The sequence below is a fragment of the Bacillus sp. FSL W7-1346 genome (assembly GCF_038593335.1).
Lineage (GTDB): Bacteria > Bacillota > Bacilli > Bacillales > Bacillaceae > Bacillus > Bacillus altitudinis.
This window is the reverse complement of record NZ_CP151988.1, coordinates 849,968-866,602: the sequence shown is the minus strand read 5'-3', so window position 1 is coordinate 866,602 and position 16,635 is coordinate 849,968. Positions and strand designations below refer to the sequence as shown.

Sequence of the window (16,635 nt, the reverse complement as noted above, 5' to 3'; positions counted from 1 at the left end):
AATCGGGATAAAGCAAAAGTGATTTTGCACATAGTCTTGATGAGAAACGTATACTTTGTATGATTGTTCCTAAGCATGACAACTAGGAGGTAATCAATTGGACACTGGTACTCATGTAGTAATGGGCATTTCTCTTGGGGGACTTGCGCTTTTAGATCCAGCCGTCAGCGCAGATCCACACATGGCACACGCTGTGATGATCGCGACCATCGCCGGCTCCCAAGCACCAGACATTGATACTGTGCTAAAACTAAAAAATAATGCAGTTTATATAAGAAATCACCGAGGATTTACTCATTCCATTCCGGCTGTACTGTTTTGGTCATTGCTGATTCCGGCTGTGATTTTCCCATTTGTGCCGGGGGCAAATTTACTTCACCTTTGGTTATGGACACTATTAGCCGTCGTGCTTCATGTGTTTGTCGATATTTTCAATGCTTACGGCACGCAGGCCATTCGTCCATTTTCAAAAAAATGGGTAGCGCTTGGGATCATTAACACGTTTGATCCGTTTATCTTTTTTACACATCTTGTCGCCATTGTCGTTTGGGCGATTGGCGGGCATCCCGGCTATACGTTTATTACGCTGTATGCCGTGATTTTCTGTTATTATATCGTCAGAGTCATCATGCAGCTTCAGATTAAACGCCAGCTGCGTGCACGATTCGATGAGATTGAGGAAATAATCATTTCGCCTACAATGAAGTTTAGACAATGGCGTATTGCTGTGAAATGTAAATCCTCTTTCCATGTTGGACGCAGTATGAATGGTGAGATCATCATTTTAGACACCTTTAACCGTGTGCCGGTCCCTGATACAGAGATTATGAAAATTGCCAAGCAAGATGAAAACATATCAGCCTTTCTCTCCTTCTCCCCTGTCTACCGGTGGGAAGTGGATAAATACAAGGATCATTATGAAGTACGGTTCATTGATTTGCGCTACCGCAGCAAAGGTCACTATCCTTTTGTCGCGATCTGCCATATCGACATGGACCACCAAATCAAAAATTCCTATACCGGCTGGATTTTCAGTGAAGAAAAACTGCAAAAAAAATTAAGACTCGGCTCTGTGTGAGCGAGTCTTTTTTTGTGCTTACAACTCTTACATCTTCGTCATATATTCCACAATAAACTCCCAAAAGCCAGGTCCTTCTTGGTAAATCAGCCAGTCTACTTTTTCGATGAGTTTGATATAAAGTTCTTGTTCGAGGTCTTCTCTTTCTTGATATGCCGTGTTTTGTAGTTTCTTTTTGATCATGGGTGTGAAGGTTTCAATGAGTTCTTCCATTTCTCCATTGGTCATTTTGTCTTCGGGCACGGACATCTCCCCCTGTTTCTTCTTTTAGTTTGTTGAGCGCTTTTTTGTGAATGTTTGAGATGTTTTGTCTTGTTTCGCCTAACTGATCGGCTATTTCTTTCATCGTTAGGCCTTCGACATAGATTTGGGTTAAGACCATTTTTTGTTTGTCTGTGAGCTGCTGGTAGGCCTTGTACAATCTTTTGTCTTGCAGGTGCTCCCCTAAGTCTTGTTGGTTAAAGAGCACAGCTTCATACGTATCTGTTTGAACAGGGTCTTTCACTTCTTGCGTATCAGGATGATCGAGTATGAGCGGAAAACGCTGCTGCTTTTTTTTCACTCGTTTGTCAAAGTCGACTGAAAAGATGCGGATCATTGTGGAAATATACTTGATGATGCGGATTTTTTGATAAAACTGCTTGAACTCGGAATCTAGTTTTTTCGCATTTTCTTCGTTTGGCTCTTCCATGACTTGCCTAAGCAGTTGCTGGTTTTTAGGATTGCTTAAAAATTGCTGAATGAGCGGGTGGTCAACGATTTCCTTCCATTTTGCTTTCAATAACAGCCGATAATCCATGTGCATCCTCCCCTTTGTTCTCTCTACTTGCATTAAGTGGACAAAAGTTAAAAAAAGTAAACTTTGTGAAACGGGTCTAATGGTTCATTTTCTCCCCCTTTGATTTCCTATTTCTTCTTTCATACCACTTATAGAGAAGACGAGCATCCGCTGGGAGGTGAGACAAATGGAGACCTTTTTTTCGGAGGAATGGCTGAAGCAGCTCGGTCAGGCTGGCTTTCCTGCCATTTTGACAGTTTACTTGCTGACACGTTTTGAACGAAAGTTTGATGAATTAAGCAAACTCATCCAACGATTGGTCGCTGTTCAAAAAAATGATGAATCAGATTGACATCTTCTTGATTCGTTTCACCTTATGAAAACGAGGGCGAAATGAAAGGCCTTTTGTCACCTCACACAATACGATGTTGAAAGGGGATTTTATCATGAGTGAAAAGCAAAATGGTGTACCGCAGCCGATTCGAGGAGAAAAAGGAGCAACGGTCAAAATTCCACGTAATCTCGAGCGAGACAGACAAAACCCAGATATGCTCACGCCACCAGAAACCGATCATGGAACGGTTCCCAACATGAAATATTCTTTTTCTGATACGCACAACCGTTTAGAAAAAGGCGGCTATGCCCGCGAGGTAACGGTGCGTGAACTGCCTATCTCTAAAAGTCTTGCCTCTGTGAACATGCGGCTAAAGCCTGGTGCGATTCGTGAGCTGCACTGGCATAAGGAAGCGGAATGGGCGTACATGATTTATGGGGAAGCAAGAATTACATCGGTTGATGCAGAGGGGCGGAATTTTACAGAGGATGTGACTGAGGGAGATTTATGGTACTTCCCTTCAGGCTTGCCGCACTCTATTCAAGCACTTGAACCAGGAGCTGAGTTCTTGCTTGTGTTTGATGATGGTTCCTTCTCTGAAAATAGTACGTTCCAAGTGACTGATTGGCTTGCGCATACCCCAGAGGAAGTCGTTCTCCAAAACTTTGGAATGACAAAGGAGCAATTTAAGAAGCTGCCAGAGAAAGAGAAGTATATTTTCCAAAAAGGAATTCCTGGTTCCCTTGAATGTGACAAGGTGCAAACAGAGCAAGGAGAAGTCCCGAATTCCTTTAAATATGAGCTATTAAAACAAGAGCCAATTACGTCAAGCGGTGGACAAGTGTGGATTGCGGACTCTACCAATTTCAAAGCGTCTAAAACGATTGCATCCGCTCTTGTGAAAGTTGATCCAGGTGCCATTCGTGAGCTGCACTGGCATCCAAATACGGATGAATGGCAATATTTCATTTCTGGAAAAGCTCGAATGACGGTATTTGCTTCTGATGGACATGCGAGAACCTTCAACTATCAGGCGGGAGACGTTGGCTATGTGCCATTTGCGATGGGGCATTATGTAGAAAATACAGGCGACGAACCGCTCTATTTCTTAGAAATCTTTAAGAGCGATCATTATGCAGACATTTCACTCAATCAGTGGCTTGCGGTGACACCGAAACAGCTTGTTTTGGATCATTTAGATCAAGGCGAAGAATTCTTAAAACTGCTTGATACAGAAAAACATCCTGTCATCGCTGCACCTAAAAAAGAGGATTAATTCCAACCTTCCTGCAAAAAGGCTGTCCTTTTTGCAGGTATCTTCATGTAAAGGAGTGTTGTTTACCCATGCAACAATCTGTTCACGCTTTATGGCAAGGGCTGAAATGGCTCATGGCGCTATCAGCTGTCTGTTACATATTTTTGTTGTTTTGTGTGCTGTTCTTTCATTTGACGGGTGCTTTTTATCAATCGATTTTATCGTTGATTCTGTTTATGGGCATCTATGTTGTACTTGGGATCTCTTTTGAACATCTGGAACACGTGCTCATGCGGTTTGTTCGTAAGTGTCGGTCCAAAAAACGATCTATCGTTTTCTATGCCGTTTTATTTCACCTTTTGTTTATTTGGGGTGCTGTCTATGTATCAGACGAATTGGTTGACGGCATTTTGCTGACTACTTCTGAAGAAATTCTCTTTGCGCTAAGTCTTTGGTTATTTCATTTTTTGTTTGATTATGCGTCGTTTTCGTTTGATAAGGAAGCTTCGTGAGGCGCTATCGTCTTTTTGTGGAGAGCGCTTGTTTGACCTGCTCCATATGATGGAGATCATGTTTAATCAAACCTTGAAAATAACTTGATAACGTCAGCTCAGTTTGACCGATCAGAAAGGGTGTAGTCCAGCGAGATGCTTCGATTTTCTTCATTTCTTGAAGCAATTTTGTTCTAACAACAATAAATCGCCCGATCGTCTCGCTTCTCTCTTCCTTTCTTGCTCTTTCGGCTGACTGCTGATTCATTTCATGCACATCAGGTGCCTGAGGTAACGCTTTATTGTTCCAAAATTCCTTTAGGCGATCGTGTAAAATAAATTCATCCCATGGAACGAAATGTGCGATGATCTCAGCAATGCTCCACTTTCCATCAGCGATGGCGCTACGCCATTCTTCTTCTGTTACTTCCGTTAGTGACTGTACCCATTCAAGGGTGTGTTCATAGTGTTTTATCACGGTGTCTTTGTTCATGTTTTGTTATCCCCTTCATGTTTTTAAAAGAAGTTGATCAGAAATTGGTTTGTTTCATCCTTGCGAAATCATTTATAACATATTATCATATACTTTAATTACCAAATGAAAAGGGGGAATTGTGATACGCTGTCCTATATGAAAAAGCTTATTTTTTTGCACTAAAATAAACCGACCGGTCTGTTTATAAAAGGGGAGGAAAAATGATGAAATCTCAAAATGTAATCATTATCGGCAGTGGTGTAGCAGGATTGGCTACTGCTTTATTTTTAAAAAAGGCTGGAATGGAAAGTACGATTTATGAAAGCAGGTCAGATGAAGAATTAGAAACAGGAGCAGGTTTTTTACTATCTCCGAATGGGGTAAAGATTTTGGATGGAATCGGGTGTAAAAATGAAGTGATAGCAAATGCAACCGTGATAAAGAAGATCCAGCAAATAAACAGTGAAAATGAAGTAGAAGCGATCTTTCACAATTATAGCGAAAAATATTATGATGCCCCTTTACTGAACGTCATGAGAGACCAAATCATCAAATCACTTTTAAAAGAAGTTCACCGCCAAGGAATAGAAGTGAAATACAACAAAAAGTTAATCTCAATCACACAGCAGCCTCATTCCGTTCAGGTTCTTTTTGATGATGAAACTGAGATAACAGGTGATATTGTAATAGGAGCAGATGGAACTTTTTCGAAAACAAGAGAGGCTATTGCGTTTAATGCTAAATTAGACTATAGCGGTTTTTGGGGACTACAAGGAGTATCGTTTGTGAAGGATTTTGTATTGGATGAGGCAACAAGTTATTTTTACAATGACGGAAACTTTCAATTCATTTTTGGGAAAGCGCATCCAACAAATAAAATGAATATTTTATGGCAAGCTTTCTCTCAGTGTCCTGAGAAGTTACCTACAAAACATTTTGAGAAAGCCAATAAAGAAACCATCCGACAGTTATTATATAAACAAATGGAACATTGGAACATTCCTAAACACCTTTCTGACATCATCGATCATACTAACATGTTCTTTCCAAGAAGTATCTATGAAATAAAGGATTTTCCTGTGTGGTCAAAAGGACGTGTTGTTCTTGTAGGTGATGCGGTACATACGGCGAACCCTTTTGTTGGTCAAGGAGCATCGTATAGTCTAGAAGATGCCATGCTCATAGCAAAGATGCTAAGGGATCATGATTATCGAGATGCGTTCTATTATTATGAAAAAGATCGAAGAAAGAGGACAGAAGAATTGAATGCGCTATTTCAGCACATGAGTATTCAAAACGATATTGATAAAAAAATGAACGAATACACGATTGAATGGGATGAAGAAACTTACGTATGAGATGAAAGATAAAAAACACCACTTATGCTGAAAAGTGGTGTTTCTTGTGTTTTCTCCATGCATATAAAATCGCAGCGATCAAACTGATCAGTGAAATGAACGCTAGTATTCTGATATAAGGCGGATAGTAGGTTAGCACGATCTCGTTTTTGCCTTTTTCTATTGGAAAACCGATAAACGCATAATTGGCTTGTTCAATCTCGGTTTGATGGCCGTTCACCGTGAGCTCCCAGCCTTTTTCATATGGAACAGGCAGAATCATATAATCATCGCCGCGCTTGTTCTCATAAGAAATCGTAAAGCGGTTATTTTTAAGCTTCACCTGCTGGCTGCCATCATCCTGTTTTTCTTTTTCATATGCCCGCGCAAGGGTGCGGTAAGGCTCATGATACAGCTTTAATTGACTCAGCTCATACGTCCCTTTTGGAACTCGTATGGAAAGGATTTTTTCCGCAGGGACTCGAATCGTCACGTCATTAACGCCTGTTTTGTAGATAGACGTATTGCTTTTGCGTGATGTGACGTAGTCATCCACAGATAACTGAAACCCTTCGTTACGGTCGGTCCGCTTCACATAAAAGCTCACATACACATCCCCCACGCGAGCGATATCATCTGGAAGGGTGATATTCAGCCCGCCCGTTTTCCCGTATACATCAAGCACGCCATTTTCGTATACCGCTTGTTCAGTATGAATGTTTGTATCCTTTATTCGATCAGGCGATTGGTCGATTTCAGCATTTCCTTTTTTGTTTAAGATCACACCTTGCAACATCGCATGTTCTTTATCAAGTGCTGACGCATGCTCTAGTGACTTTTCTGAATAGACGGTACTCGTTGTTCTTGCAAATGGGAGCGGACGTGTATTTTCATACACTTCATAATGCTCGCTTTCCAAGATTGGCTTGAAATCAGCTGGCGGTGAGTAAGACATCCTTTTGTCTCTCATATAATACTTCCCGTAGGTCAGACTGTATAAATTCGCCCTGTCCCCCATTGTTGCATACCGGCTGACACTTTCCCGTCCCATATCAATTTGCAGGTCATTCCAGTAGAAATGGAGCAGATGCTGATTCAATATACTTGAATACGCACTCATGCCTTGAAAGCCTTCAAATAACGGGGTGTTGTTGCGCACGCCGTTCATCCAATCAATCCGGGCAAGCGGATCTTCTTTTGAGCGGCTTTGAATCTGCTGAATGAGCTTCATTTGCTCATGTCCAGCATACGCCTCACTATTCAGATACGTATCTGATACGCTCTTAATATTGCTTCTTTCAAATAAGTAGCCCTGCTGATACACAGCTGCTGTCAGTAAGCTCACAACGATGAGCACAGCTGAAAAGAGACGAAGGTGCAGACGTTTTCCCGCATGTATCGAGAGGAAGAACAAACTGATCACAAGCAGTCCTATTCCGGTAAATACAACAACATCCATATTTCCCTTTGCTCGTTCTGAAAGAGCGACTGCGAGAAGGAATACAAGCCAAGCGCCTAAAACCGCACGTTTTTTCCACTTCCACTCAATTTGCGAGAAATGCTTGATGGTGATGGCTACGGCTGCTCCAACTGTAAAAGCAAGAATATATTCAAATCTGTACTGCGGTGCAGAAAAACCATTAAACACGCTCGCCATCTTTGGACTGTAGTGAAAAATGATCAGCAGAACACTGATCGATGTGAACATGAAAAACCATCTGTTCCGGTAAAGCGGAACGAGAAACAGACAAATCAGAAAGATGACCGGCAATAAATACACCCTGCTTGTAAACAGCAGATGATCATGCAGCTCAAACCAAGGAATTGCCTGTTCATACGGCGGTCTTACATTATTGAGAAAGCCGTAAACAGACGGGATAAAAAAGGCAGCACTGATCCCAAACGATAACAACGTAGAGATCGCAAAGGTCCAGAACACCTTCCAGCCTCGCTCCTCGCTATGAAGCTTAATCATATATCTGAAGACGAGATAAATGGCTAAAAAGATAAAGTGAATGTAAGCAAAGTAAAAATTATTGATCAGCATGAGACTGCAAGCCGCAATAAACCATGCTGGCTTGCCTGTTTTGAAAATACGTTCAACCCCGAGCACAAGCAGCGGAAGCCACATCATGCTGTCGGTGAAAAACTCCCAAAACGTTTGATGTCGAAAGTACACAATAGACAGTCCGTAAATACCGGCACCTGTCAGCGCCCCCAGCCTATGCTGCACAATCGAAAGGAGCACACGATATGCGATGAACAGAATGACTGTCAGCTTGATCACACTCAGCCAGATAACTGCATTTGCCCAAAAGTGAATGTCTGTTGACTGAATAAGGTGGAGCGCATTTAACAACCAGACAACAGCGACTGTGACCATAAAGACCATCGACGTTGTAAAATAATAACCTAATTGCGTATATGTACCGCCGCCTAGACCGAATTGATAGGAATAAAAGAAGTTCCCTTTGACGTATTCATCGTAAAGCAATTTTTTAAATGGGAGCATTTGCGAAATGCCATCCCCATCTCCTGTCATATATCGGCCTTGCGTATATTCATATAAGAAAAAGGAGTGTCCTAATAAAGCAAGAATGAGGCACATCCCAATGAGTATCCATCTACGTTTCATCATCTAAATCCTTTCTCCAAAAGATCCACTGTTCATTGAAACAAAACAACCCAGCAAGCGATTCGTGCTTGCCGGTTATTTGACTCCACGTTATTTAAATAACTGCGTTAACACTCGGTCTTGTTCTTTTGAGCTTGTCTCTTGTTCCATGACATTTGATTCTTGAATTAAGTAATGCGGCCTCTTTTTCGTTTCATAGTAAATTCGGCCAATGTATTCTCCGATCACACCTAGACTCAAGAGCTGGACACCACCGAGGAAAAGCACAGCTGAGATTAAAGTGAAATAACCCGGTACCATGATGCCCGTTCTGACGATTTGAATAAAGGTCGCCACGATGTAAATCAAAGAGAGAAATAAGATCAAAATACCCGTATAAAAACAAATACGCAGCGGGCGGTTGTTAAAGGAAATGACACCATCAATCCCGTAGTTAAATAATTTCTTCAGTGACCATTTTGTATCACCATGCTGTCTTTCCACATTTTCATAATAGATGACCTTTTCTTCAAAGCCAATCCAGCAAAAAAGGCCTTTTGAAAAACGATTTCCCTCTTTCAGCTGAAGCAATGCGTCGATCGCTTGACGGGAAATTAAGCGGAAATCTCCTACGCCATCACGCAAGTCCACTTCGACCACCTTGTTCATCACTTTATAATACATCGATGATAGGTAAGAACGAAGCTTGCTGTCCCCTTTACGGTTTCGTTTGGCAATGACTTGATGATAACCTTCTTCGTAGCCTCTAACAAAATCCTGAATCAAATACGTTGGGTGCTGCAGGTCGGCGTCCATAATGATCGCAGCTTCCCCTTTTGCATGCTCAAGACCTGCTAAAATTGCAGCTTCTTTCCCAAAGTTACGAGAAAAGGAAATGTATTTGACTTTTGCACTTTTGTGAGAGAGCTCTCTCATGTATTGAAGCGTATTGTCTTTGCTTCCATCATTCACAAAGATGATTTCAAAGTCATAATGAAAATCGCGAAACTCTTCCTCGAGTGCCTCAAAGATTCGTCTGATGTTTTCACCTTCATTGTAAGAAGGAATTATAACAGAGAGCAGTTCCCGTTCCATATCGCACCTTCTCTTCACTTTTTTCACATAGTCTGTTATGTTCATTATTCCTTTTTTGTCAGAAAACGAAACCCTTTTTTATTATCCATAAATTTCATGTATCCTTAATCGTTACATTATATCAGAGTTTTATTTCCAGTGATTTTCACCAACATGAATTTAATGTAATTTTAAGTTTATCCATTGTAAAAAGCCTGTAATTTTGATCACAGACTGGGTATTGTTTCATAAAATTGTTTGGTCAATTATATATTTCCCTGTTTATTGAAAAAATGAGTGGAAGTGAAAAGGGCAACCCTTTTAATGCAGCAGCCCTTTGTCGTTTTGTTGCAGATGCTCATTTGCCTTCGATTGTTTATTTTGAAATAAATGCAACTGAGCGCCGTAGCTTTCGATCCATTCTCGGACAATCCGTTCAGTCGTTTCTTGTCCTTTATACTTGCGGCCAGCCTTTGCATAGGTTGTTTCAAAATCACTCCAAAGGAGCTCTACCCATGTACGTGCTTCTTCATATGTGAGCATATTGTTTTTTTCCATTAGTTGTTCGGTTAATCGCTCAAAATATTGTTCCATACTGGTTCCTCCTTCATCTAGCAGAAAGTGCCTTTTTAAAAAAATCTCTTTTTTCATATACTACCCTTACGTCTTCAAAAGACGCAAATGATTTGTATTGTTTGGAGGGAATCAGTATGCGTAATAAAGCAAAGGGCTTTCCAAATCAAGTGAATCACAAGTTTGAAGGCGAACCAGGGGCCACAGATGCTTATGCGTCTAAAAGGCCGAACGGTGAGACGAATACACGTCCACAGGAACGTATGAGGGCATCAGGGAAACGCTAATTTTTCCAAAGGGAGTGCTTGAGATATGAGTTCAAATGGGAAATCGTATATGGAAGACTTTGTTCAATTAAGAACAACCGCTTACCCTCAACCATGGGCGAATGCTAAACATTCTGCCTCTCAGGTCAACGGAGAAACGCAGCAAACGCAGCACGACATCGTACTTCAGAACAACGTCCGTAAACAACGTTCGAAGTAAAGAAAAGGACTGATCTCTAGGGATCAGTCCTTTTTCTTCTTACCTCAGCAAATGGCTATTGATCAGTCCTTTTGCGTAAGCATTGAAATCGGCAGAGCATCTTCTTTATTTGGCTCTGAAACTCTGTAGCCCCAAGCAAAAACCCCATTTAAATACTCCACATAAAACTGCTCGTCTGTATCTTTGATGTGATAGGTCGTTTTCGTCTGAATAGTAGCTGGATCTAATAAATAGGCTTTCGCCATGTCAATTTTCCGCTCCAACACGGCATATTCATTCACAATGCCTAGCTGCTCAGCCTTTCTTGCTTTTTCAGAAAGAGCGGCAATCTCCTGCTTTAATTCGTATTCTGTCATTTCACTATAGCGTTTTTCCATCTGTCATTCCCCTTTGTCTAAAACGTGATCAATTATATCAAGATCAAATCCTTTTCGGTAAAGGAATTGCTTCACTTTCATTTTTTTCTCAAATGATCCGTCATATCCTACCTTGCGTTTTGCCTTCTCAAGCATATAGTGAAGGGCTTCTTCTTCCTTTTCCTCTTCTTGTCCATCATAGGCTTCTTGAAGGGCTTTATCAATGATATCAAATGAAAATCCTTTTCGCTGAAGCTGCAATTTGATACGCTGTTCAATTTCTTTTGCGGACCGGTTTTTCTCTTTCTTAACCAGCTTCAGCACTTGTTTCACTGCTTCCTCTAGCTGCAAATCATTCGGATATTGCGATAGTGCTTGTTCGATGGTGTCATCGTCTATGCCTTTCAGCTTTAATTCTTTTTTTAGCACTGACGGGCCTTTGCTATTCGTTTTTCGGTGGGTGCTTACATATGCTTCTGCAAATTCAAGATCATTTACATACTTATAATGTTTTAATTTGTGTATAATTTCACTAATAGCAGGTGCTGGTATGTCTTTTTTCGTCAAATAATCGGTGACTTCTTTCACTGATCTCATCCGATACGATAAATAATCGACGGCCTGCTGAAATCCTTTTTTTACTGCATCACCGAATTGAATCTCTATGATATCGGCTTCGTCCAGCTCTTTTCCCTTTTTCAAATCATGCTGGACGAGCACATCTAGATCAACGCTAAAAGCGTACTTTTCATCAAGAAAGATGTTCACGCGTTCTGTATTGTTTTTCTGAGCAGAGATTTTCGTAATATAGGGCATCCTGTGATCACTCCTTTTTTCAAACAGTCAGGATGTTTCTTCTGATTCAAAATCGTGAAAGATATAGGTATGTATATGAGAGGAGAAGATGTCAATTGAATATCGCCATTACCGGAGGAACCGGGTTTATCGGCCAGCATATCACAAAGGTGCTCGCAGCTGAAGGACATCATCTATATATTTTAACAAGAAATCCAAAGGAATCCGAACAAAATCATTTACACTATGTGCAGTGGCTGACAGAAGGTGCTAAGCCTGAACATGAATTGCCTGCGATTGATGTATGGATTAACCTTGCTGGAAAATCCATTTTCACACGCTGGACGGACAAAGCAAAAAAAGGCATTCTCTCCAGTCGTCTTCAATCAACGCAAGAAGTAAGACGCATCATAGAAGCGCAGGAATCGAAACCATCTGTGCTCATTCAAGCAAGTGCTGTCGGTATCTATGGCACTTCCAAGACAGAGGATTTTACGGAGGAGGCCCCACCAGCCGATACAGACTTTTTAAGTCATACGTCAAAGCTTTGGGAAGCTGAAGGGCAAAAAATTGAGGCGCTCGGTATTCGCACGGTTTATACACGCTTTGGGGTAGTGCTAGGAGAGAAAGGCACACTTCCTCTTATGACCTTGCCATACAAGCTGTTTGCCGGTGGAACAATTGGCTCTGGCTCGCAATGGGTATCTTGGGTTCACGTGGAGGATGTAGCACATCTCATTGCGTATGCCATTCTACATGATCACATATCAGGTCCACTCAATGTCACGTCTCCAAATCCTGTTCAAATGAAGCAGCTGGGGCAAACCATTGCATCTGTCCTTCATCGCCCTCACTGGCTGAAGGTGCCGTCCTTTGTCATCAAAACCGCTCTTGGCGACATGTCATTGCTTGTATTAGAAGGCCAGCGCGCCCTGCCGAAAAAGGCACTGCTGTCTTCTTATGAATTTTTACTCCCTGAGCTAAAAGAAGCGATTTTGCATTCAGAGGAATAAATGTTGTCAAAAACACCCATCCTATTAAAAATGAGATGAGGGGGCGATTTTGATGAAGAAAAAAGAACACCAGCCGACTTCAAAACTGAAGAAAACCCAGGAAGTTCTGTATCAGCAGGAATTCAAAAAAGCGGAAAGAGCAGCAGAAAAAAGAAACAAATAAAGCGGATATTCCTCTTTTACAAGCACATAACTAAAGTGATCTTGTAAAGGAGGGAAAAGCTTTGAAAAAAGACCAACTCAAAAAATCCAACCAGCAGCTTGCGGCACAAGAGACGGATGGCGAATATGTTGAATTTTCCAAAGAACTTGCAGATCCGAATGACGTAAAAGCGATGGCACGTATGAAAGCAGCCGATCAGCGTGCCAAAAAACAATAAGTAAAAAAAACAGACCCTATCACAAGGTCTGTTTTTATTTGATTTCAGTTAGCAGGGTTGATGCCTTCTGACGTGACTTTTCCTCAGGCACCTCTTCTGGATAACCGATGTGAAGAATCGCAGCAAAGCGTTCGTTTTCCTTTAATCCCATATCCTGTTGAAACCCTTTGTCGTATAAAATACGGCCGCTCTTCCATACCATACCGATTCTTTGATCCCAAGCCAGCAGCTGGAAGTTTTGAATGAGCGCACTCACAGCGGCAAAATCATCATTTCTCACAACTGGATTTTCGTCTTCTTTTAAAACAACAAGTAAAAGTGCTGGTACTTTAGAAAAATAATCTCTGTACTGATTGATCTTTTCTTCTTTTGCGTCTGGGTTGTTGCGTTTAAAGAAAGCAATGAACCGCTCAACAAATACCTCTTTTGCTTCATCCGTCACTGCATATAAAAAACGCCAAGGTTCCGTGATTTTATGATTGGGTGCATAGACTGCATCCTCTAATAATGGCTGAAGCTGCTCAATCCTCACCGGTGTTTCTTTGAATTTTCGAATCGATCGTCTATATCTGACAGCGTCTCGAACCGTTAACGCTTCTGTTTGTTGTTTTGTTTCTGGCATATATGTCATCCTTTCAATCAACCTTAATTGAAATTGATTCTCATTCACATTATAAACATGATCATGTGTTGTTTGCAAATAGGACCTCACCTCTCTGCTAAAAAGTTGTTTGACTTTTTCAAGTAATGTTACAATCATATTACGTTTTAAACAAATTTTGAGAAAAAAGCCAAGATGATGAAATGATTTCAGGTATTTCCACTTTGTCTCATGCGGCTATTTTTTCAAAAAGCTTTCAACCCATGATTGGAAGGGAGGCTTCTGGATGGAATGAAAATCAATATTGGGCAAATCATCAAACTCTATCGTTATAAACAAAATATGACCCAATCGGAGTTGGCAGAAGGAATTTGTTCTGTCTCTCATTTAAGTAAAATTGAAAATGGCTCAAAAGAGGCCAATCAAGATACGATCAATCTTTTGCTTGAACGGCTTGGAATTAGTCAAGAAACGCTGTCGCAAAAGGCGCGTCACCTGCTGTCATTGCTCGATGAGTTTCAAATGAACATGTATTTCTATGCGCTCGATCAAGCAGAGCAAAATGCAGAAATGATCATTCATCACGAGGAACAGTTCTTTTCGCTAGATTTAGGGATTCAGTATCATTTGTCCTTATTTCAATTTTATTTATTAACAGAAAAACAACAGCTTGCCTTAAAAACACACCGCGTGCTTAAAAAGTTTGAAAAAACCTTTATTGACACAGAAAAAGAAACGTTTGAATATCTAGATGGCATCCACCAGATTAAAATCGGTCAGCTCGAAGAAGGATTGAAAAGACTTGAAAGCTGCTTTTCTTACGCTTCTGTTGAACAGAGTGACCTGTATTATCACTATGCAAAAGCACTTGGAGCTATGGGGCATCTCGGTGATGCGCTTGAGGCCACACATCAAGCAATGGATTTGTATAGACAAAAAAATAATTTCAAGCGGGTCATCCATTGTACACTCATTCATGGGGTCATCTCACTAGAATTAAAGGCCTTTCAAACAGCTAAAAGATATTTAAAAGAAGTGATTTTACACACGTCGCTTCACCCTGATGCTTATATTAAGATGACAGCTTATTTTTATTACGGGGTTCTCTTAAAACGCCAAGGAGATTTCTCATCCGCTGTGCCTTATTTACTAGATTCACTCAATTATTTTAATCAAGAACAGATAGAAGATCGTTACTGTGAAACGCTTTATGAAATCGCAACATTGTATGCGGAATATGATCGCAAAAAGGCGCTTCCATACATACACGAGCTGCTCAAACAGCCTCGTATTCAACCAAACTGTTTATATATGATTAAAATCTATAAATTGATGATTGAAGAGAATCCTCATGATTTGAAAACTTATTTAGTAGAAGCAGCGATTCCTTACTTTGAACACAATCAGCTCCACAATGAGTACTTGTTTGCTCTTAGAACCTTGCTTTCCTATGCGGCTTCTGAGCTTGATAAGCGTGCATATATGTCTTACACAACGAAGCTGCTTGATCACTTAGCATCATTTATCCCATATTACAAAAAAGCATGACCTTCTGCCGATCGAAGGTCATGCTTTTTCTATGATTAGATGGTCTTTTGTTGATCTGTATCGGGACGGGTGACTTGTTCGACAGAATGAATGTACCGTTTTCTCGCAAAATAATCGTAAGCATGCTGCCCAAAGCCAAGCCAAATGCTGAGTACAATGAATGGGACCGTTCCCCATAATGCAGGGATATGACAAGCCATTCTCAGCCACGTATAAATCCCTGAGTTTTTTTGATTTTTCGCTAAGGAAATAGACACGATTCGTTTCTCTGCCTTCTCTTCACTAATTTTATTTAGTCTCAGCAGCTGTGAGTGTCTAAATGATTCAAAGTGAATTCGGTTTTTCCAATCGAGTGATTTCAACAGGTCAATTGCTTTTGCACATGAAGGACTTTGTCCGTCATAAAACACAAGCAGTCTGAGTGATTTGATCGAACGCTGTTCTCTTTTCTTTGATTCAGCGAGCTTCTTTTTTTCTTGATCGAGATAGATAATTTTTTTCATAAATTGATCGCCAGCCCTTTTCCTTCATTTATTTTTTTTAGTTCGTTCAAAGGAGATTACAACTAGATTACTATAGTTGCTGGGCCTCTTGTATTGGGAAAAAGCCATCCGACGTGCGTTATATGAGCCTTTAGATAAGGGCAAAATAGCTGATTTCATGGCATATATGAGGTTTTTCAACTAAAAGTGGTTGGGAAAATCGTGATGCTTTGCGGTTTTCTGCGGTATTTGATAGAATTCTGCGGTTTTTCTACATCTTTATGCGGTGTTTTGTAGGTGAAACGCAAAAACAAGATAAAAAAAGACTACTTCCCATTGCGGCGAAGTAGTCTTTTGGTTTATATTTTTGCCAAAACTTCTACTATTTCTTTCTCAATATCTTTCCATAAGTAACGATCTGTCGTATAGTGATGTGCGGCTTCTTTCGCAAACACTTTAAATGCTTCCTCAAAATCGGGTGCATCTTTATCCGGCTTTTTCTCGTCGACAAAGCGCTGAGCTTCTGCTGAGCGAGGTCCCCATTTCCCCACTTCTTTCCCGTCCTGATCAATAATGACGATAATCGGAATCGATCTTGCGGTCCCGTTCGTTAAATACTGATCCATCAGGTCTAGGTGCTCGTCCCGAATGAAATAGCGCGCATCAATCAGTGCTTCATTTGCAATACGCATGAAAATAGGTACATTAACCATCGCATCGCCGCACCAATCTGCCGTGATCACAAGCGCTCTCAGTTTTTTCTTTTGAAGTTTTTGAAGCAGCTCTTTTTCCTTTTGATGAATTGCGTACTGGTTGTACACCGTGAGTAAGTTTTCACGATTTTTCTCCATGTTGTGTACATATGTACGTTCAGCTAATCCCTTTGTAAACCATTCATTTAGTGTCATGTGAACATCCCCCTTACCCTTCAACTTTACCACTTTTGCTGTTCTTTTGTCTAAAAA

The 16,635-nt window shown here is 40.8% G+C and carries 22 protein-coding genes; 11 read left to right on the top strand and 11 right to left on the bottom strand.

The window, feature by feature from the left end; genetic code table 11:
* The first annotated feature begins 97 nt into the window (after window positions 1-97).
* Window positions 98-1,078 carry a metal-dependent hydrolase gene (locus tag NST09_RS04290; protein ID WP_035391259.1) on the top strand — a complete coding sequence of 327 codons (981 nt, stop codon included), beginning with the start codon at window positions 98-100 and terminating at the stop codon, window positions 1,076-1,078.
* 27 nt (window positions 1,079-1,105) lie between these two features.
* Here NST09_RS04290 and rsoA read toward each other — a convergent pair whose 3' ends face one another.
* Window positions 1,106-1,327, bottom strand: a complete 222-nt coding sequence (gene rsoA, locus NST09_RS04285) for a sigma-O factor regulator RsoA (RefSeq protein ID WP_335357695.1) — start codon at window positions 1,325-1,327, stop codon at window positions 1,106-1,108.
* On the bottom strand, window positions 1,275-1,877 hold the full coding sequence (locus NST09_RS04280; protein WP_035703760.1) for a sigma-70 family RNA polymerase sigma factor: 603 nt from the start codon (window positions 1,875-1,877) through the stop codon (window positions 1,275-1,277). Before NST09_RS04280 ends, rsoA begins: the two co-directional genes overlap by 53 nt.
* Window positions 1,878-2,043: 166 nt before the next feature.
* Here NST09_RS04280 and NST09_RS04275 point away from each other — a divergent pair, with 166 nt between their 5' ends.
* The 3 genes from NST09_RS04275 to NST09_RS04265 all read left to right on the top strand — a co-directional run bounded on the left by NST09_RS04275 (window position 2,044) and on the right by NST09_RS04265 (window position 3,957).
* Complete coding sequence (locus NST09_RS04275; protein ID WP_003217819.1) at window positions 2,044-2,208, top strand: YvrJ family protein; 165 nt, start codon at window positions 2,044-2,046, stop codon at window positions 2,206-2,208.
* 94 nt (window positions 2,209-2,302) lie between these two features.
* Window positions 2,303-3,466 carry an oxalate decarboxylase family bicupin gene (locus tag NST09_RS04270; protein WP_017358845.1) on the top strand — a complete coding sequence of 388 codons (1,164 nt, stop codon included), beginning with the start codon at window positions 2,303-2,305 and terminating at the stop codon, window positions 3,464-3,466.
* A gap of 68 nt (window positions 3,467-3,534) precedes the next feature.
* A complete protein-coding gene (locus NST09_RS04265) occupies window positions 3,535-3,957 on the top strand; it encodes a regulatory YrvL family protein (RefSeq protein WP_017366876.1) in 423 nt (140 codons plus the stop codon).
* A gap of 4 nt (window positions 3,958-3,961) precedes the next feature.
* Here NST09_RS04265 and NST09_RS04260 read toward each other — a convergent pair whose 3' ends face one another.
* On the bottom strand, window positions 3,962-4,429 hold the full coding sequence (locus NST09_RS04260; protein WP_017366875.1) for a DinB family protein: 468 nt from the start codon (window positions 4,427-4,429) through the stop codon (window positions 3,962-3,964).
* A gap of 206 nt (window positions 4,430-4,635) precedes the next feature.
* Here NST09_RS04260 and NST09_RS04255 point away from each other — a divergent pair, with 206 nt between their 5' ends.
* Window positions 4,636-5,769 (top strand): NAD(P)/FAD-dependent oxidoreductase, encoded by a 1,134-nt coding sequence (locus NST09_RS04255; RefSeq protein WP_342493381.1) that lies wholly within the window; start codon window positions 4,636-4,638, stop codon window positions 5,767-5,769.
* Between the two features lie 22 nt (window positions 5,770-5,791).
* Here the strand turns inward: NST09_RS04255 and NST09_RS04250 are convergent, their stop codons facing one another.
* The 3 genes from NST09_RS04250 to NST09_RS04240 all read right to left on the bottom strand — a co-directional run bounded on the left by NST09_RS04250 (window position 5,792) and on the right by NST09_RS04240 (window position 10,030).
* The gene (locus tag NST09_RS04250) at window positions 5,792-8,386 is read right to left on the bottom strand and encodes a YfhO family protein (RefSeq protein ID WP_342493380.1); all 2,595 of its coding nucleotides are present in this window, start codon (window positions 8,384-8,386) and stop codon (window positions 5,792-5,794) included.
* Window positions 8,387-8,473: 87 nt separating this feature from the next.
* Window positions 8,474-9,457 carry a glycosyltransferase family 2 protein gene (locus NST09_RS04245; protein ID WP_008341983.1) on the bottom strand — a complete coding sequence of 328 codons (984 nt, stop codon included), beginning with the start codon at window positions 9,455-9,457 and terminating at the stop codon, window positions 8,474-8,476.
* 300 nt (window positions 9,458-9,757) lie between these two features.
* On the bottom strand, window positions 9,758-10,030 hold the full coding sequence (locus tag NST09_RS04240) for a YfhJ family protein (RefSeq protein WP_017366871.1): 273 nt from the start codon (window positions 10,028-10,030) through the stop codon (window positions 9,758-9,760).
* 116 nt (window positions 10,031-10,146) lie between these two features.
* On the opposite strand from NST09_RS04240, the gene NST09_RS04235 reads away from it, so the two are divergent.
* Both NST09_RS04235 and NST09_RS04230 read left to right on the top strand, forming a co-directional pair.
* A complete protein-coding gene (locus NST09_RS04235) occupies window positions 10,147-10,296 on the top strand; it encodes a small, acid-soluble spore protein K (protein WP_003217849.1) in 150 nt (49 codons plus the stop codon).
* Between the two features lie 25 nt (window positions 10,297-10,321).
* A complete protein-coding gene (locus NST09_RS04230) occupies window positions 10,322-10,495 on the top strand; it encodes a YpzG family protein (protein ID WP_003217811.1) in 174 nt (57 codons plus the stop codon).
* A gap of 62 nt (window positions 10,496-10,557) precedes the next feature.
* Here NST09_RS04230 and NST09_RS04225 read toward each other — a convergent pair whose 3' ends face one another.
* Both NST09_RS04225 and recX read right to left on the bottom strand, forming a co-directional pair.
* Window positions 10,558-10,872: a YfhH family protein gene (locus NST09_RS04225; protein WP_079919263.1), complete on the bottom strand. Its 315-nt coding sequence runs from the start codon at window positions 10,870-10,872 to the stop codon at window positions 10,558-10,560.
* A gap of 3 nt (window positions 10,873-10,875) precedes the next feature.
* The gene (gene recX, locus NST09_RS04220) at window positions 10,876-11,667 is read right to left on the bottom strand and encodes a recombination regulator RecX (RefSeq protein WP_159145525.1); all 792 of its coding nucleotides are present in this window, start codon (window positions 11,665-11,667) and stop codon (window positions 10,876-10,878) included.
* Between the two features lie 95 nt (window positions 11,668-11,762).
* Between recX and NST09_RS04215 the strand changes: the two genes are divergently transcribed.
* The 3 genes from NST09_RS04215 (at window position 11,763) to NST09_RS04205 (ending at window position 13,039) form a co-directional block, all read left to right on the top strand.
* Window positions 11,763-12,659 (top strand): TIGR01777 family oxidoreductase, encoded by an 897-nt coding sequence (locus NST09_RS04215; RefSeq protein WP_099496396.1) that lies wholly within the window; start codon window positions 11,763-11,765, stop codon window positions 12,657-12,659.
* 52 nt (window positions 12,660-12,711) lie between these two features.
* Window positions 12,712-12,822: a YfhE family protein gene (locus NST09_RS04210; protein ID WP_017358836.1), complete on the top strand. Its 111-nt coding sequence runs from the start codon at window positions 12,712-12,714 to the stop codon at window positions 12,820-12,822.
* A 61-nt stretch (window positions 12,823-12,883) separates the two neighbouring features.
* Entirely contained in the window at window positions 12,884-13,039 is a 156-nt protein-coding gene (locus NST09_RS04205) for a YfhD family protein (protein ID WP_048002109.1), read from the top strand.
* Window positions 13,040-13,073: 34 nt separating this feature from the next.
* Here the strand turns inward: NST09_RS04205 and NST09_RS04200 are convergent, their stop codons facing one another.
* Window positions 13,074-13,661, bottom strand: coding sequence for a nitroreductase (locus NST09_RS04200; protein WP_232516929.1), 588 nt, complete (start codon window positions 13,659-13,661; stop codon window positions 13,074-13,076).
* A 270-nt stretch (window positions 13,662-13,931) separates the two neighbouring features.
* Between NST09_RS04200 and NST09_RS04195 the strand changes: the two genes are divergently transcribed.
* Window positions 13,932-15,188: a transcriptional regulator gene (locus tag NST09_RS04195; protein ID WP_035391280.1), complete on the top strand. Its 1,257-nt coding sequence runs from the start codon at window positions 13,932-13,934 to the stop codon at window positions 15,186-15,188.
* A gap of 35 nt (window positions 15,189-15,223) precedes the next feature.
* Here NST09_RS04195 and NST09_RS04190 read toward each other — a convergent pair whose 3' ends face one another.
* The gene (locus tag NST09_RS04190) at window positions 15,224-15,691 is read right to left on the bottom strand and encodes a DUF393 domain-containing protein (protein ID WP_007496690.1); all 468 of its coding nucleotides are present in this window, start codon (window positions 15,689-15,691) and stop codon (window positions 15,224-15,226) included.
* Window positions 15,692-16,029: 338 nt separating this feature from the next.
* Window positions 16,030-16,578: a thioredoxin family protein gene (locus NST09_RS04185; protein ID WP_008341670.1), complete on the bottom strand. Its 549-nt coding sequence runs from the start codon at window positions 16,576-16,578 to the stop codon at window positions 16,030-16,032.
* Between the last annotated feature and the right edge of the window lie 57 nt (window positions 16,579-16,635).

Excerpts from the sequence above, each read along its gene's own strand:
- rsoA (WP_335357695.1), bottom strand. The coding sequence starts at position 1,327 with ATGTCCGTGCCCGAAGACAAAATGACCAATGGAGAAATGGAAGAACTC.
- NST09_RS04280 (WP_035703760.1), bottom strand. The coding sequence starts at position 1,877 with ATGGATTATCGGCTGTTATTGAAAGCAAAATGGAAGGAAATCGTTGAC.
- NST09_RS04275 (WP_003217819.1), top strand. The coding sequence starts at position 2,044 with ATGGAGACCTTTTTTTCGGAGGAATGGCTGAAGCAGCTCGGTCAGGCT.
- NST09_RS04270 (WP_017358845.1), top strand. The coding sequence starts at position 2,303 with ATGAGTGAAAAGCAAAATGGTGTACCGCAGCCGATTCGAGGAGAAAAA.
- NST09_RS04265 (WP_017366876.1), top strand. The coding sequence starts at position 3,535 with ATGCAACAATCTGTTCACGCTTTATGGCAAGGGCTGAAATGGCTCATG.
- NST09_RS04260 (WP_017366875.1), bottom strand. The coding sequence starts at position 4,429 with ATGAACAAAGACACCGTGATAAAACACTATGAACACACCCTTGAATGG.
- NST09_RS04255 (WP_342493381.1), top strand. The coding sequence starts at position 4,636 with ATGAAATCTCAAAATGTAATCATTATCGGCAGTGGTGTAGCAGGATTG.
- NST09_RS04250 (WP_342493380.1), bottom strand. The coding sequence starts at position 8,386 with ATGATGAAACGTAGATGGATACTCATTGGGATGTGCCTCATTCTTGCT.
- NST09_RS04245 (WP_008341983.1), bottom strand. The coding sequence starts at position 9,457 with ATGGAACGGGAACTGCTCTCTGTTATAATTCCTTCTTACAATGAAGGT.
- NST09_RS04240 (WP_017366871.1), bottom strand. The coding sequence starts at position 10,030 with ATGGAACAATATTTTGAGCGATTAACCGAACAACTAATGGAAAAAAAC.
- NST09_RS04235 (WP_003217849.1), top strand. The coding sequence starts at position 10,147 with ATGCGTAATAAAGCAAAGGGCTTTCCAAATCAAGTGAATCACAAGTTT.
- NST09_RS04230 (WP_003217811.1), top strand. The coding sequence starts at position 10,322 with ATGAGTTCAAATGGGAAATCGTATATGGAAGACTTTGTTCAATTAAGA.
- NST09_RS04225 (WP_079919263.1), bottom strand. The coding sequence starts at position 10,872 with ATGGAAAAACGCTATAGTGAAATGACAGAATACGAATTAAAGCAGGAG.
- recX (WP_159145525.1), bottom strand. The coding sequence starts at position 11,667 with ATGCCCTATATTACGAAAATCTCTGCTCAGAAAAACAATACAGAACGC.
- NST09_RS04210 (WP_017358836.1), top strand. The coding sequence starts at position 12,712 with ATGAAGAAAAAAGAACACCAGCCGACTTCAAAACTGAAGAAAACCCAG.
- NST09_RS04200 (WP_232516929.1), bottom strand. The coding sequence starts at position 13,661 with ATGCCAGAAACAAAACAACAAACAGAAGCGTTAACGGTTCGAGACGCT.
- NST09_RS04195 (WP_035391280.1), top strand. The coding sequence starts at position 13,932 with ATGAAAATCAATATTGGGCAAATCATCAAACTCTATCGTTATAAACAA.
- NST09_RS04190 (WP_007496690.1), bottom strand. The coding sequence starts at position 15,691 with ATGAAAAAAATTATCTATCTCGATCAAGAAAAAAAGAAGCTCGCTGAA.
- NST09_RS04185 (WP_008341670.1), bottom strand. The coding sequence starts at position 16,578 with ATGACACTAAATGAATGGTTTACAAAGGGATTAGCTGAACGTACATAT.